Genomic DNA, 14,374 nt, shown 5'->3' with positions numbered 1-14,374 from the left:
CATCAATAGGTCCGCATTGCCGGGAATAGCGGCGGTACCAGGGGTTCGGCCGCGCGCACCGGGCCGAAGGAGGCTCGCCGCTTGGACGTCGACACCCGGCTGCTGCGCTACTTCACGGCCGTGGCCGAGGACCTCCACTTCACCCGCGCCGCCGAGCGCCTCTACGTCTCCCAGCCCGCGCTGAGCCGGCAGATCCGCCAGCTCGAACGCGACCTGCGCGTCACCCTGTTCGAGCGCTCCACCCGCGGGGTGCGGCTCACGCCCGCCGGCGAGGCGCTGCTGCCGGTGGCCCGGCGGATGATCGAGGACTGGGCCGCGGGCCAGCGCGCGGCGCGCACCGCCCGCGCCGCGGCCCAGCGGGTGCTGCGGCTGGGCTTCGAGGCCACCGGCGCGGCCGACCTGACCACCCGCGCGCGGATGCGCTTCCGCGAGCGCCACCCCGACGCCGCGATCGAGCCGCACCGCTTCAACTGGGGCGGCGAGGTCGCGGCGCTGCACGAGGGCCTCGTGGACGCGGCGTTCATCTGGCTGCCCAACGACCTGTCGGGCCTGACCACCGAGGTGGTCGCCGAGGAGCCGCGCGCGGTGGGCATGCGGGCCGACCACCCGCTGGCGGCCAAGGAGGTGCTCACCATCGAGGACCTGCGCGACGAGCCGCTGCCGTGGGCGCGCAGCGCGCCGCGCGAGTGGGTGGAGTGGTGGGCGGTGGTGCCCCGCCCCGACGGCTCGCGGCCCAGGTGGGGGCCTGCCAACGACAACGCCGAGGAGCTGCTGGAGAACGTGGCGGGCGGATCGGGGGTGTGCATCGTCTCGCGGTCGATCTCGCGGTACTACCGGCGCCCCGACCTGGTGTGGCGGCCGCTGGCGGGCGTGGAGCCGCTGCGGATCGCGCTGGGCTGGACCCTGGAGTGCGCCCACCCGCTGCTGCCGGACTTCGCGGCGGTGGTGCGCGAGCTGCGGGCGCCGGAACTGGCGCACGAGGTGCCGCGCCGCCACGGCCCGCGCCGCGCCGGGAGCGGTTCGGGCTCCGCTCCGGGCGGTCCGCTCGACACTCCGCCCGACACTCCGCCTCCGCCCTCCGGACCGCCCTCCGGTCCGCCCGAGGGGCCTCCCGGTGACCCGGAGGCGGCGCCGGCGGCCGGGATCGACTAGCGGGCGCCCCAGGTGTCGGCGAGGCGCTGGAGGCGGCGGATGCGCTCGGCGATGGGCGGGTGCACGGCGAACAGCCGGTTGACCCCGCGCAGCGGGAACGGGTGGGCGATCATGAGGTGCCCGGCGGTCAGCAGCGGGCGCTCGGCCGGCAGCGGGTGGATGCGCGCGCCGACGTCGATCTTGCGCAGCGCGTTGGCCAGCCCCAGGGGGTCGCCGGTCAGCTCGGCGGCGGCGCGGTCGGCGGAGTACTCGCGCGAGCGCCCCACCCCCACCCGGATCACCCCGGCGGCCAGCGGGCCCAGCACCAGGAACAGCAGCGCGCCCAGCACGCTGGGGACGTCCTCGTCCTCGGAGTCGCCCAGGGGCAGCAGCAGCGCCAGCGCCGTGAGCGAGGTGATGGCCGCGGCCACGGCGGCGGCCACCGAGCACACCACGGTGTCGCGACTGCGGATGTGGGCGAGTTCGTGGGCGATGACCCCGCGCAGCTCGCGCTCGTTGAGCAGGCGCAGCAGCCCGGTGGTGCAGCAGATGGCGGCGCGGCGCGGGCCGCGCCCGGTGGCGAAGGCGTTGGGCGCGGGCGTGGGCGAGAGGTACAGCCGCGGCATGGGCTGGCGCGCCTGGGTGGCGAGGTCGCGGACGATCCGGTACAGCTCGGGCCGCTCGATCTCGCTGACCGGGCGCGCCCGCATGGCCCGCAGCGCCATGGTGTCGCCGAAGAAGTAGACGACCGCGTTCAGCCCGACCACGGCGACGATGCCGATCTGGAGCCCCTGGGCGCCACCGCACACCCAGCTCGCCGCGATGACGAACGCGGACACCCCGACCAGTAGAGCGGCTGCGCGGATCGTGTTGAGCTGCACGACGGCTCACGGCCTCCCTCCGGTCCGCGGCCCCCTCCAGGCCGCTCCTGGGAGGCAAACGCACGGGTGCACGTCAAGCGTTCCCGCATCGACCGGGTGACCAGCCCCTCATCGGTGTTCCGGTTCGGTCACACCCGCCGTCCCGGGCGCCCGCAACCGCGCGCCCGCAGGTGGTGCCGGTTGTCTCCCGTCTCACACGTGTGATATCCCCCACTCGCCTCGGTAGCGGCGACAACGACCACCTATAGTGCGAGAGTGGCCGCTAACCCTTCGACGACCGTCGTACCAGGTGCAGCGCTGACCGGTCGACGGCACGTGGACCTCGTGCGCATCGCACGCGAGCCCTGTTGTCCCTAGACACGGCTCCCCGGCGGCACCACCCGCCGCCGGCCGTCGCGGCGTCCGGCGCTCTGCCGGCGGTCCAACCCGCCGCGCCCCGCCCGGACGACACCGGGATCCCCGTCCGCAGGATCGGCGCCCGCCAGGCGTGCGTGAGCGCGCGACGGCGTTCCTCGGCCGCCGGAGCCAGGCCAGGTCCCCGCTCGAACAAGTCCGTCCGGCCACCCCCGGCCCAGCCGGTGCACGAACGTGGTGGTGAGGACTCTGCCAACCTGAGCCGCCGACCCCATTCGGCGGCGTGCCGAGGAGGTCGGCGATCCCCGTGACCAAGCAGGTCAAGCAACTCGATCGCGTCATCATCCGATTCGCAGGCGACTCCGGCGACGGCATGCAGTTGACCGGCGACCGGTTCACCCAGGAGACCGCGTCGTTCGGCAACGACCTGTCGACCCTGCCCAACTTCCCCGCCGAGATCCGCGCACCGGCCGGCACCCTGCCCGGGGTGTCGAGCTTCCAGCTCCACTTCGCCGACCACGACATCATGACCCCGGGCGACGCGCCCAACGTCCTGGTCGCCATGAACCCCGCCGCGCTCAAAGCCAACGTCGACGACCTGCCGGGCGGCGCCACGGTGATCGTCAACACCGACGAGTTCACCAAGCGCGCGCTGGCCAAGGTCGGCTACGACTCCGACCCGCTGACCGACGGCTCGCTGGCGGAGTTCAAGGTCAGCCCGGTGCCGCTCACCTCCATGACCGTGCAGGCGCTGGCCGACTTCGACATCTCCAAGAAGGACGCCCAGCGCGCCAAGAACATGTTCGCCCTGGGCCTGCTGTCGTGGATGTACAACCGGCCGACCGAGGGCACGCTGGGCTTCCTCAAGTCCAAGTTCGCCGGCAAGCCCGAGATCCTGGCCGCCAACCTGGCGGCGTTCCAGGCCGGCTGGAACTTCGGCGAGACCACCGAGGACTTCGCGGTCTCCTACGAGATCAAGCCGGCCGCGCTGCCCCCGGGCACCTACCGCAACATCACCGGCAACCTCGCGGTGTCCTACGGCCTGATCGCCGGCTCGCGGCTGTCGGGCCTGCCGCTGTTCCTGGGCTCCTACCCGATCACCCCGGCCTCCGACATCCTGCACGAGCTGTCCAAGCACAAGCGCATGGGCGTGCGCACCTTCCAGGCCGAGGACGAGATCGCCGGGGTGGGCGCGGCACTGGGCGCGGCCTTCGGCGGCTCCCTGGGGGTCACCACCACCTCGGGGCCGGGCATGGTGCTCAAGGCCGAGACCCTGGGCCTGGCGGTCATGACCGAGCTGCCGCTGCTGGTCATCGACGTCCAGCGGGCCGGCCCCAGCACGGGCATGCCCACCAAGACCGAGCAGGCCGACCTGCTGATGGCGATGTTCGGGCGCAACGGGGAGTCGCCGGTGCCGGTGCTGGCGCCGCGCTCGCCCTCCGACTGCTTCGACATCGCGATCGAGGCCACCCGGATCGCCACCAAGTACCGCACCCCGGTGATCGTGCTCTCCGACGGCTACCTGGCCAACGGCTCCGAGCCCTGGCGGATCCCCGACGTCTCCGAGCTGCCCGACCTGTCGGTGGAGTTCACCACCGAGCCCAACGGCGACGACGGCGAGTTCCTCCCCTACCGGCGCGACCCCGAGACCCTGGCCCGCCCCTGGGCGGTGCCGGGCACGCCCGGTCTGGAGCACCGCATCGGCGGCATCGAGAAGGGCGACGGCACGGGCAACATCTCCTACAGCCCGGCCAACCACGACCTGATGGTGCGCTCGCGCCAGGCCAAGATCGACGGGATCGCCCGCGACATCCCCGAACTGGAGGTCGACGACCCCACCGGCGACGCCCGGGTGCTGGTCCTGGGCTGGGGCGGCACCTACGGCTCCATCGGCGCGGGGGTGCGGCGGGTGCGCCGCGCCGGCGGCAAGGTCGCCCAGGCGCACCTGCGCCACCTCAACCCGTTCCCGGCCAACCTGGGCGAGGTGCTGGGGTCCTACGACCGGGTGCTCGTGCCCGAGATCAACCTCGGCCAGCTCGCGCTGCTGCTGCGCGGCAGGTTCCTGGTCGACGTCATCAGCTACACCAAGGTCCGCGGCCTGCCCTTCAAGGCCGAAGAGCTGGCAGGCGTGGTGCAGGAGGTCATCGACCGTGTCTGAGAACAACGGCCGCGAGAGCGGGTTCAAGGGCCTGCGGCTGGTCCCGCGCGCCGAGGCGACCTACAAGATGAAGGACTTCAAGTCCGACCAGGAGGTCCGCTGGTGCCCGGGGTGCGGCGACTACGCCATCCTGGCCGCCTTCCAGGGGTTCCTGCCGGAGCTGGGGGTGCCGCGCGAGAACATCGTGATCGTCTCGGGCATCGGCTGCTCCTCGCGGTTCCCCTACTACCTCAGCACCTACGGCATGCACTCGATCCACGGGCGCGCGCCGGCCATCGCGACCGGTCTGGCGGCCAGCCGCCCCGACCTGTCGGTGTGGGTGATCACCGGTGACGGCGACGGCCTGTCGATCGGCGGCAACCACCTCATCCACGCGCTGCGCCGTAACGTCAACATCAACGTGCTGCTGTTCAACAACCGCATCTACGGGTTGACCAAGGGCCAGTACTCGCCCACCTCCGAGGCCGGCAAGATCACCAAGTCCTCGCCGATGGGCTCGCTGGACACCCCGTTCAACCCGGTGTCGCTGGCGCTGGGCGCCGAGGCGGGGTTCGTGGCGCGCACCATCGACTCCGACCGCCAGCACCTGACGAGCGTGCTGCGGGCGGCGGCCGACCACGAGGGCGCCTCGTTCGTGGAGATCTACCAGAACTGCCCGATCTTCAACGACGACGCGTTCGAGCCGCTGAAGGACCCGGCCGAGCGCGACATGCGGCTGCTGCGCATGGAGCACGGCGAGCCGCTGCGCGTGGGCGCCGACCGGGGCGTGGTGATGGGCGACTACGGCGAGCTGAAGGTGGCCGACATCGCCGAGGTGGGCGAGGACGCGCTGGTGCGCCACGACGCCCACCGGGCCGACCCCGGCTACGCCTTCGCCCTGTCGCGCATGGACTACCCGGCGTTCGAGCACGTGCCGATCGGCGTCTTCCGCGACACCTCCCGGCCCACCTACGACGAGCTGATGGCCGAGCAGCTCGGCGGCGCCGAGTCGCGCGGCGGCGCCGAGGAGCTGGCGTCGCTGCTGGCCGGCGGCGACACCTGGACGGTGCGCTGAGGCGCACCCGCGCCCGGTCGGCCCCTTCCCGGGTGGCCGGGCACCGGCGGCGGGCGGTCCGCGCGAGCGGGCCGCCCGCGCCGCGCCCGGCCGGGGTGCCGGGCGCATCGGGGGTGCCGGGCGTGCCGGATGTGCCGGCACCCGTGGGGTGAATGTGATTCATGTTTCTCGTGCGGTGTGAGCAGGGATTGGGCGAACGCCCGCGGATTGCGTCTGGCCTACCGGCGCCTTCGCACCCTAGGTTTGGTGGTGCGCCACGTCACAGCGGCGGGGCGGGTGGCCAACGACGGCGGCGGGAGGCGGCATGGCAGCGGTCGGCGACTCTGCACTGACCACGGCGAGCACGGTCGACGGCGTACTGCGCCGCACGGCGGCGCGCACCCCGCGACGGCACGCGCTGCGCTTCGGCGACCGCGACTGGACCTTCGCCGAACTCGACCGGGGCGTCACCCGGGTGGCCGCCTGGCTGCTGGGCCTGGGCCTGACCCGCGGCGACCGGGTGGCGTGCTTCGGCCACAACTCCGACGCCTACCTGCTGGCGTTTTTGGGCTGCGCCCGGGCGGGGCTGGTGCACGTGCCGATCAACCAGAGCCTGCGCGGGGCGGAGCTGAGCTACCTGCTGGCGCAGTCGGGCAGCATCGTGGTGCTGACCGACCCCAAGCTCGCCGGGCGCGTCGAGGAGATCCGCGCGGAGATCCCCGCGCGCGACGTGCTGGCGCTGCGCGGCGCCGAGGAGTCGGTGCTGGAGGTCGCGCGCGACCCCGACGCGCCCGAGGACCTGATCACCGACGTCGCCGACACCGACCTGGTGCAGCTGCTCTACACCTCGGGCACCACCTCCAAGCCCAAGGGCGCGATGATGACGCACCGCGCGCTGGTGCACGAGTACGCCAGCTGCCTGCACGCGCTCGACATCGGGCAGGGCGACCGCATGCTGCACGCGCTGCCGCTGTACCACTCGGCGCAGATGCACGTGTTCCTCATGCCGGCGCTGGCGGCGGGCGCCTACAGCGAGATCGTGGAGGCACCGGAGCCCGGCGACCTGCTGCGGCGGATCGAGGCGGACGGCATCACGTCGTTCTTCGCGGCGCCGACGGTGTGGGCGGCGCTGGCCAACCACCCCGACTTCGCCACGCGCGACCTGTCGGGGCTGCGCCGGGCCTACTACGGCGCGGCCATCATGCCGGTGCCCGTGCTGGAGCGGATCCGGGCGCGGCACCCGGGGATCGGGTTCTACAACTGCTTCGGGCAGAGCGAGATCGGCCCGCTGGCCACGGTGCTGCGGCCCGAGGAGCACGTCGAGGGGCGCATGGACTCCTGCGGGCGGCCGGTGCTGTTCGTGGAGGCGCGGGTGGTGGACGACCACGGCGTCGAGGTCGCGCCGGGTGAGCGCGGCGAGGTGGTGTACCGGTCGCCGCAGCTGTGCGAGGGGTACTGGGACAAGCCCGAGGAGACCAAGGAGGCGTTCCGCGACGGCTGGTTCCGTTCCGGCGACATCGCGCGGCGCGACGCCGAGGGGTACTTCACGATCGTGGACCGGGTGAAGGACGTCATCAACACCGGCGGCGTGCTGGTGGCGCCCCGGGAGGTGGAGGACGTCGTCTACCAGCACCCGGCGGTGGCCGAGGCGGCGGTGATCGCGGTCCCCGACGAGCGGTGGGGCGAGGCGGTCACGGCCGTGGTGGTGCTGAAGGACGCGGCCACGGAGGAGGAGCTGATCGAGTTCGTCCGCGCCCGCCTGGCGGGATTCAAGACCCCCAAGCGGGTGCACATGGTCGACGAGCTGCCGAAGAACGCGAGCGGGAAGCTGTTGAAGCGGGTCCTCCGCGAGCGGTTCCACTGAGCGCGCGGAGTGGGCGGTGCCGACCGCGCCAGCCGAGCAGCACCGGCCGCGCAGCAAGCGAAGCGGAACCGCGAGCAGACCACCACCGGAGCGGTTCCACTGAGCGCGCGGAGTGGCCGGTGCCGACGTTGTGAACGGCGCTGTTGTGAGCGACGCGAAACAGTCGCATACCGGCAAATCCCGCCAACACCGCCACTACGACATAGCCTGCGGGTATGCGTATTGTCATCGCCGGAGGACACGGCAAGATCGCGCTGCGGCTGGAACGGCTGCTGGCCGCGCGCAACGACACACCCGTCGGCCTGATCCGCAACCCCGACCACGCCGCCGACCTTGAGGCGGCCGGGGCCGAGCCCGTGGTGATCGACCTGGAGAACACCACCGTCACCCAGCTCACCGAGAAGGTGATGGGCGCCGACGCCGTGGTGTTCGCGGCGGGCGCGGGGCCGGGCAGCGGGGCGGAGCGCAAGGCGACCGTCGACCGCGACGCCGCCCGGCTGCTGGCCGACGCCGCCTCCCTGGCGGGGGTGCGCCGCTACATCATGGTCTCGGCGATCGGGGTGGACGACGGCCCGCCGCCCGGCTCCGAGCCGGTGTGGGCGGCCTACGTCGAGGCCAAGCGGGCCGCCGACGACGACCTCCGCGAGCGCAGCCTGGAGATGGACTGGACCATCCTGCGCCCGGGACGGCTGACCGATGATCCGGGAACCGGAGAGGTCTGGCTCGCGCCCAAGGTAGAGCGGGGGGACGTCACACGGGACGACGTCGCCGCGGTCATCGTCGCCCTGCTCGACGAGCCCGCCACCATCGGGCGGGTCCTGGAGTTGGTCGGCGGGACCACACCGGTCGCCGAGGCGGTGCGGGCCGTCGGAGCGTAGTAGCCGTTCACGGGGTCTTCTGGCTAGTAGGCCCCATACAGTGCATCATGGGTGCGAACGGCCCGGCGGGCCAACTCCTCGACGGACGTGGATGGTGGGGCAACGCTCAACGGGCAGGCGAGCGCCGCAGAGAGCAGATAGGTACGGTTGACACATGAGCGTCACGCAGGTCGTGAGGGACAGCACCGTCGTCGAGCACGCGAAGGTCGCGGCGCAGCAGAAGCGCAGGATGTTCATCGTGCAGTTGGACGTCAACGCCTATGACGAGGCGTCGAGCAAGGTCCGGCCCGGCCTGACCCGCATCCTGGAGGGCATCGAGGACGCCGGCTGGCGGCTGGACCAGACCGCGCCCAGCACCGGCGCCGAGGGCGAGGCCGCCCGGCTGTTCATCTTCCGCCCCGACCCCGAGGCGGCCGAGGGCTCGGCGTCGGGCTCCGGCCAGGAGGCCAAGGACCAGTCCGCGCAGGCGCCGGCGCAGCCGACCAACACCGGCGGCCAGCCCCAGCAGGACCCCTACGCCGGCTACCAGTACCAGACCGGCCAGCAGTACAGTCAGGGCTACCAGCAGCAACAGCAGTACCCGGGCTACAGCCAGCAACAGCAGCAGTACCCCGGTTACGGTCAACAGCAGCAGCCCGGTTACGGTCAGCAGCAGCCGGGCTATGGGCAGCAGTACCCCGGCTACGGCCAGCAGGGCTGGTAACCTTCGCCGCTTCCGCCGCGCCCGCCCGAGGGGCGCGCGGCAGGAGCCGCAGCACACCGCGACGGCCCGCGCGCACCGCGCGCGGGCCGTCGGCGTGCGCGCTCCGTGACGGCCGGGCGGGGCGGCGGAGGGGCGCTGGAGGGGCCCTGAGGGCGCCGCGGAGGCCGTGCCATCCGCCCCGATCTGCGTAGAAGCGCCAGGTCTCCGCAGGTCAGCGCCAAAACAAACTCCCGGCTTTCGCCCGTAATAACGTGACGCACCGTGGTGACTACGTTAGGTTACTTGGCGCGGGCGGTCTTGCCGCCCCGGCCCAAGCTTGCCGAGCTTTCTCCGAGAGGATCGACTATGAAGCGCATCGCCACGGTCTCCGGTCTCATCGCCGCCACCGCCCTCGCCCTGGGTGCCATGACCGGCACCGCCGCCGCCGACAACAACGCCGAGGTGCAGAACGTCACCATTCCGATCTGCCTGGACGCCGGCATCCTCCAGGGCAGCGGCGTGTTCGGCGGCGACGGCTGCAACGTTGTGGACATCGAGCACGAGAAGGGCGTTGGCATCGCCTGACCGGCCTGAGCTTCTCCGGCAGGCCCGAGCGGGCGCCCGCTCGGGCCTGCCGCCGTGTGTGTGGTGGGCGGTGAGCAGACCGGGGCTAGGCGGGGGCGTGGCAGACGGCTTCGAGGTTGTTGCCGTCAGGGTCGCGGACGAAGGCGGCGTAGTAGTCCGGGTGGTAATCCGGCCACACCCGCGGGGCGTGCAGGACCTCGGTGCCGGCCGCCGCAGCCGCGGCGTGGAAGGCGTCGACGGCGGCCCGGTCGGGAGCGCCCAACGCCAGATGGACCTCGCGCCCCGCCCCGCCGCCCACGGCGCGGCCCAGCCACAGGACCGGCCGGTCGGCGCCGAACGCGACCACCGCGCCCTCGCCGACCTCCATCAGCCGCCGACCGCCCAGCGGGGCCAGGACGGAGTCGTAGAACGCGGCGCTGGCGGCCACGTCGGCGACCTGGAGCGAGAGGTGATCGATCATGCGCCGAGTGTGGCACGCACCACCGACACTCCCCGGCGCCCCGGCACGCCGACTGACACAGGATGTCAGGTACGGGCGGGAGAATCGCCGCCATGTATGAGTCACCCACCGAACTCGCCGACCTCCAGGGGCTGCTGGACGCCTCGCTGCGCGGCTCCACCGCCCACCTGCGGTCCATCGTCGCCCCCGAGGGCGCCTCGCCCAACACGCTGAGCGCCGACCAACTCGCCCGCGCCCTGACCGGCATGTGCACGCTGGCGATCTCCACGGTCACGGCCAACGGCGAGCCCCGGATCAGCGGGATCGACGGCCACTTCCTGCACGGCCGCTGGATCGTGGGCACCGACCGCGGCGCGGCGAAGGCCCGCCACCTGGCCGCCCGGCCCGCCGTGAGCGTCGCCCACCTGCGCGGCGAGGAACTGGGGGTGTTCACCCACGGCCGCGCGGTCCCGATCGCCCCGCCGGACGCCGACGACCCGCAGTGGCCCGAGGTCCTGGACCACCTCACGCGCCACTACGGGAGCAACCCCATGACCTGGGGCGATGTCGTCTACTACCGCATCGAGCCGCATTGGATGGTCGCCTACTGCGCGGATCCCGACAAGGTGCTGAAGGAGGCGTAGCCCGCCGAAGTGGGGCCGCGGCGGCCGGTGACCGCCCGTGACGAGTTCTCCGATTCCCCCGCGCGGCCGAACGCGCGTGCGAATACTGGTTCGCATGGACTCAAGGAGGCAGTATGGCCATCATGAGCATCGGCCGGTCCGACCCGCGGCCCCTGACCGTCGCCGACCTGGAGCGCATGCCCGACGACGGCCGGCGCTACGAACTGGTCGACGGGCGGCTTGACGTGTCGCCCGCGCCTGTCTCCGTGCACTCCCAGTGCGAGGGGCGGCTCGTCACCTACCTGAACATCGCGGCCCGGGGCCGGTTCGAGGCGTACCCGGGCGCGGGGATCACCCTCAACGCCGAGGGCACCCACCACCGCATCCCCGACGTGGCCGTGGTCCGCGCGGGCCAGGTGGAGCACCCGTACCTGACGACTCCCCCCGTGCTGGCCGTCGAGGTCGTGTCACCGGAGAGCCGGCTGCGCGACCTGCACACCAAGCGGCGGGAGTACGCCGAGTTCGGCATCGACTCCTACTGGATCGTCACCCCCGCGCTCGACAAGCCCGGAATCACCGAACTCCGCCTCAGGGAAGGCGTCTACCGCGAGACCGCCCAGGTCTTCGGCGAGGACGTCCTCGAAACCGACGCCCCCTTCCCCCTGCGCATCGTCCCCCACTGGCTCATCGCCCCGGGCATGTGGATCGACCGCATCGGTGGCGACTGATCCCGTCCGGCCGCCGATGGGTGCCTCCGCCGTGACCGTTGATGACCTGGAGCGCATGCCCGACGACGGCCGGCGCTACGAACTGGTCGACGGGCGGCTTGACGTGTCGCCCGCGCCCAAGCCGGGGCACGCGCGGGTGGAGCACCGCCTGGCGTGCCACCTGGAGTCGGTGTGTCCGCCCGGCTTCAAGGTCTTCCGCGGTGCCGGGATCGACCTCAACGCCCGGCGCACGCACCACCGGATCCCCGACCTGTCGGTCTTCGCCGACCACAAGCTGCCCGCGAGCGGGTATTTCGAGGATCCGCCCGTGCTGGCGGTCGAGGTGGTGTCGCCGGAGAGCCGGTTCCGCGACCACCACACCAAGCTGCGCGAGTACGCCGCCTTCGGCATCGGCTCCTACTGGATCGTGACCCCGGATCCGGTGACCCCCGGCATCACCGAGTTCCGGCTCGACGGCGGCGAGTACCGGGGAGTCGCCGACGCCCTAAACTTCGACGTACTCAGCACCGACGTCCCGTTCCCGGTTCGGGTGGTGCCCCACTGGCTCACGGCCGACGACGCCACCTGGAAGCAGCGCGTCGGTGGCGGGTGAACCCTCGGTCGGTGGCTCGGGGGTGGAGCTGGCTACACCTCCGGGGTGGCGCCCGCCGGTGCGCGGAGACGGGTGGCGGCTCCGCTGATCTGCGGCTTTTTCGTCAATAGCGTTTCCTTCTGAACGGACCACCCCCCGGTCCCCGAGTCAGAGGAGACGGCGCCGTGTCGCCACGCATCCGATCCGCATTCGCCTTCTGCGCGGCGGCGGCCTTCGCCGCCGGGCTGGCCGTGCTGCCCGCCGGCGCCGCCTCGGCCGACGACGCGCCCGGCGCCGAGGCGCACGAGGCCGCCGCGCCCACGGCCGAGAACGTGCGCCGGTTCCTGGACGAGCGCGTCCCCGAGATCCTGGCGGAGCACCAGGTGCCCGGTGCGGCGGTCGCGGTGGTAGCCGACGGCGAGCAGGTCCACGCCGGGGGCTACGGCGAGGCCGACGTCGCCGAGGGCACCCCGGTCGACCCCGAGGGCACGTCGTTCCCGATGGCCTCGGTCAGCAAGTCCTTCACCGCCACGGCGGTGCTCCAGCTGGTGGACGAGGGCAGGCTGGACCTGCACGCCGACGTCAACGAGTACCTGCCCGAGGACGCCCGGGTGCCCGACACCTACCCCGGCGAGCCCATCACCCTCCACCACCTGCTGACCCACACGGCCGGGTTCGAGGACAGCATCGAGGGCATGGCCGCGCCGTCGCGGGAGGGCCTGCTGCCGCTCGCCGACTACGCCAGCCGGTACCAGCCCGCCCGCGTCTACCCGCCCGGCCGGTTCATCGCCTACTCCAACTACGGCACCACCCTGGCCGGCCTGGCCGTGCAGGAGGTGTCGGGCACGCCTTTCAACGACTACCTCGCGCGCAACGTCTTCGAGCCGCTGGGCATGAGCCGAAGCGGGTTCGCCGCCCCCGACGAAGCCGCACAGGCGTTCACCACCCCGACGCTGTACGCGGACTCCCCCGAGACCACCGCCGCGCCGATGTACGTCAACCAGGGGCCGGCGGGCGAGGGCTGGGCCACCGCGGCCGACATGTCCCGCTTCATGCTCGCCCTGCTCAACGGCGGCGAACTGGACGGCGAGCGCGTCCTCTCCGCGGAGTCCACCGAGGCGATGCTGGCCCACCAGGCGGACCTCCACCCCGAGCTGACCGGCGCGGGCTACGGCACCTGGGACCGGTTCTGGAACGGCCCCCGCGTGGTGGGCCACAGCGGCGACCTCGACGGCGCCCACAGCGAGTACGCCCTGGTGCCCGAGCTGGACCTGGGGGTGTACGCGGTCGTCAACGGCGACGGCCTGGCCGAGAACCCGCTGAAGGACGCCCGCGCCCGGATCATCGACGCGGTGCTGACCGAGTTCGCCGGCACCACCGGCGCGCCGGAGCCGGCGGCCGCCGCCGAAGTCGACCTGGACCGCTACGCGGGCACCTACACCACCACCCGCACCAGCACGAGCGAACCCAGCGCCGCCATGGTGGTGATGGACCAGATGTCGGTGTCGGTCACCGGCGACGGCCGCCTGCGGACGGTCAACGCGATCTTCGGCGAGCAGACGTGGACGCCTGTGGGGGACGGCGTCTTCCGGTCGGCTGAGGGCGAGCAGTTGGCGTTCGCCGAGGACGGCGGCGAGGTCATCGGCCTGGGCTTGGACGCAATCCCCTCGCAGGACTACGAGCGCCGCGCCTGGTACGAGGCGCCCACGCCGCACTTCGCCGCCGCCGGGGCCGCCCTGGTCGTCATGCTGACCGTCCTGGCCTGGCCGGTGACCGCCCTGGTCCGCCGCCTGCGCGGCCGCACCCGCCCCACCACGGCCGCCGCGCGGGCCGCGAGCGCCGCCGCCGGGCTCGCGGTGCTGGTGGTGGTCGCGTTCGCCGGCTACCTGGTCTACCTGCTCAGCAGCAACTACGCCTTCACGTGGGCGATGTTCACCGGCTCGCCGATGCTCACCGTGCCGCTGGCGGTGGCGGCCGTCGTGACGGTCCCGGTGCTGGTGGGAGTGGCCGCCGCGTGGATCCGCCGCTGGTGGACGGTCGCGGGCCGGATCCACTTCACCCTGGTCGCCGCGTCCCTCACCGTCTTCCTCAACGTCGCCGCCACCTACGGCCTCGTCTGGACCCCGCCGGTGTAGCCCCACCCCCACCGGAAAGAGCGGGCGCCCGAACCTCGGGCTGCCCGCTCTTCGGTGCGTTGTGCCGCCTCACTCGTAGTCCGCCACCCGGAACGGAACCATTTCGTCGCGTCCGGCGCGGATGTCGCCCTTCACGCGGTCGATCGCGGCGCCGTCGATCAGGTCCTCGCAGTGCTCCACCCGTTCCGGAGCCGCGTCCCCGGGGTCCGAGGGGTGCGTGGTCATCGTTCTCCTTGTCTCCGGCCTGGTACCCATGCCGCCCGGTCTCCGCCTGGGAGGGGCCGGCGCCTCGAGGCTACGCACCGACACGGC

At 72.7% G+C, this 14,374-nt stretch carries 14 protein-coding genes; 11 read left to right on the top strand and 3 right to left on the bottom strand.

What is annotated here, in order from left to right; genetic code table 11:
* Positions 1-81 precede the first annotated feature (81 nt).
* A complete protein-coding gene (locus LG943_RS15740) occupies positions 82-1,152 on the top strand; it encodes a LysR family transcriptional regulator (RefSeq protein WP_270073043.1) in 1,071 nt (356 codons plus the stop codon).
* Here LG943_RS15740 and LG943_RS15735 read toward each other — a convergent pair.
* Positions 1,149-2,012: a M48 family metalloprotease gene (locus tag LG943_RS15735; protein ID WP_270073042.1), complete on the bottom strand. Its 864-nt coding sequence runs from the start codon at positions 2,010-2,012 to the stop codon at positions 1,149-1,151. The genes LG943_RS15740 and LG943_RS15735 overlap by 4 nt on opposite strands.
* A gap of 661 nt (positions 2,013-2,673) precedes the next feature.
* Here LG943_RS15735 and LG943_RS15730 point away from each other — a divergent pair.
* The 6 genes from LG943_RS15730 to LG943_RS15705 all read left to right on the top strand — a co-directional run bounded on the left by LG943_RS15730 (position 2,674) and on the right by LG943_RS15705 (position 9,566).
* Positions 2,674-4,524: a 2-oxoacid:acceptor oxidoreductase subunit alpha gene (locus LG943_RS15730; protein ID WP_270073041.1), complete on the top strand. Its 1,851-nt coding sequence runs from the start codon at positions 2,674-2,676 to the stop codon at positions 4,522-4,524.
* A 67-nt stretch (positions 4,525-4,591) separates the two neighbouring features.
* Positions 4,592-5,578 (top strand): 2-oxoacid:ferredoxin oxidoreductase subunit beta, encoded by a 987-nt coding sequence (locus LG943_RS15725; protein ID WP_270073097.1) that lies wholly within the window; start codon positions 4,592-4,594, stop codon positions 5,576-5,578.
* 304 nt (positions 5,579-5,882) lie between these two features.
* Complete coding sequence (locus LG943_RS15720; protein WP_270073040.1) at positions 5,883-7,421, top strand: fatty acyl-CoA synthetase; 1,539 nt, start codon at positions 5,883-5,885, stop codon at positions 7,419-7,421.
* Between the two features lie 215 nt (positions 7,422-7,636).
* Entirely contained in the window at positions 7,637-8,299 is a 663-nt protein-coding gene (locus LG943_RS15715) for an SDR family oxidoreductase (protein ID WP_270073039.1), read from the top strand.
* Between the two features lie 154 nt (positions 8,300-8,453).
* Positions 8,454-9,002 (top strand): hypothetical protein, encoded by a 549-nt coding sequence (locus tag LG943_RS15710; protein WP_270073038.1) that lies wholly within the window; start codon positions 8,454-8,456, stop codon positions 9,000-9,002.
* A 345-nt stretch (positions 9,003-9,347) separates the two neighbouring features.
* Positions 9,348-9,566 carry a hypothetical protein gene (locus LG943_RS15705; RefSeq protein WP_270073037.1) on the top strand — a complete coding sequence of 73 codons (219 nt, stop codon included), beginning with the start codon at positions 9,348-9,350 and terminating at the stop codon, positions 9,564-9,566.
* A gap of 85 nt (positions 9,567-9,651) precedes the next feature.
* On the opposite strand, the gene LG943_RS15700 is transcribed toward LG943_RS15705, so the two are convergent.
* Positions 9,652-10,026: a VOC family protein gene (locus LG943_RS15700; RefSeq protein WP_270073036.1), complete on the bottom strand. Its 375-nt coding sequence runs from the start codon at positions 10,024-10,026 to the stop codon at positions 9,652-9,654.
* A 92-nt stretch (positions 10,027-10,118) separates the two neighbouring features.
* Here LG943_RS15700 and LG943_RS15695 point away from each other — a divergent pair, with 92 nt between their 5' ends.
* From LG943_RS15695 to LG943_RS15680, 4 genes are all read left to right on the top strand, one after another.
* Positions 10,119-10,649 (top strand): pyridoxamine 5'-phosphate oxidase family protein, encoded by a 531-nt coding sequence (locus LG943_RS15695; RefSeq protein ID WP_270073035.1) that lies wholly within the window; start codon positions 10,119-10,121, stop codon positions 10,647-10,649.
* Positions 10,650-10,762: 113 nt separating this feature from the next.
* Positions 10,763-11,356 carry a Uma2 family endonuclease gene (locus LG943_RS15690; protein ID WP_333486376.1) on the top strand — a complete coding sequence of 198 codons (594 nt, stop codon included), beginning with the start codon at positions 10,763-10,765 and terminating at the stop codon, positions 11,354-11,356.
* A gap of 16 nt (positions 11,357-11,372) precedes the next feature.
* Complete coding sequence (locus LG943_RS15685; protein WP_270073095.1) at positions 11,373-11,948, top strand: Uma2 family endonuclease; 576 nt, start codon at positions 11,373-11,375, stop codon at positions 11,946-11,948.
* 164 nt (positions 11,949-12,112) lie between these two features.
* Entirely contained in the window at positions 12,113-14,062 is a 1,950-nt protein-coding gene (locus tag LG943_RS15680) for a serine hydrolase domain-containing protein (RefSeq protein ID WP_270073034.1), read from the top strand.
* Positions 14,063-14,131: 69 nt separating this feature from the next.
* On the opposite strand, the gene LG943_RS15675 is transcribed toward LG943_RS15680, so the two are convergent.
* A complete protein-coding gene (locus LG943_RS15675) occupies positions 14,132-14,287 on the bottom strand; it encodes a hypothetical protein (protein ID WP_270073033.1) in 156 nt (51 codons plus the stop codon).
* Positions 14,288-14,374 lie beyond the last annotated feature (87 nt).

Source organism: Streptomonospora mangrovi, from assembly GCF_027604915.1.
Taxonomy (GTDB): Bacteria; Actinomycetota; Actinomycetes; order Streptosporangiales; family Streptosporangiaceae; genus Streptomonospora; species Streptomonospora mangrovi.
The sequence above is the reverse complement of the archived record's forward strand: the minus strand, read 5'-3'. Positions and strand labels throughout refer to the sequence as shown.

Excerpts from the sequence above, each read along its gene's own strand:
- LG943_RS15685 (WP_270073095.1), top strand. The coding sequence starts at position 11,373 with ATGGGTGCCTCCGCCGTGACCGTTGATGACCTGGAGCGCATGCCCGAC.
- LG943_RS15695 (WP_270073035.1), top strand. The coding sequence starts at position 10,119 with ATGTATGAGTCACCCACCGAACTCGCCGACCTCCAGGGGCTGCTGGAC.
- LG943_RS15705 (WP_270073037.1), top strand. The coding sequence starts at position 9,348 with ATGAAGCGCATCGCCACGGTCTCCGGTCTCATCGCCGCCACCGCCCTC.
- LG943_RS15710 (WP_270073038.1), top strand. The coding sequence starts at position 8,454 with ATGAGCGTCACGCAGGTCGTGAGGGACAGCACCGTCGTCGAGCACGCG.
- LG943_RS15675 (WP_270073033.1), bottom strand. The coding sequence starts at position 14,287 with ATGACCACGCACCCCTCGGACCCCGGGGACGCGGCTCCGGAACGGGTG.
- LG943_RS15690 (WP_333486376.1), top strand. The coding sequence starts at position 10,763 with ATGGCCATCATGAGCATCGGCCGGTCCGACCCGCGGCCCCTGACCGTC.
- LG943_RS15725 (WP_270073097.1), top strand. The coding sequence starts at position 4,592 with ATGAAGGACTTCAAGTCCGACCAGGAGGTCCGCTGGTGCCCGGGGTGC.
- LG943_RS15700 (WP_270073036.1), bottom strand. The coding sequence starts at position 10,026 with ATGATCGATCACCTCTCGCTCCAGGTCGCCGACGTGGCCGCCAGCGCC.
- LG943_RS15720 (WP_270073040.1), top strand. The coding sequence starts at position 5,883 with ATGGCAGCGGTCGGCGACTCTGCACTGACCACGGCGAGCACGGTCGAC.
- LG943_RS15715 (WP_270073039.1), top strand. The coding sequence starts at position 7,637 with ATGCGTATTGTCATCGCCGGAGGACACGGCAAGATCGCGCTGCGGCTG.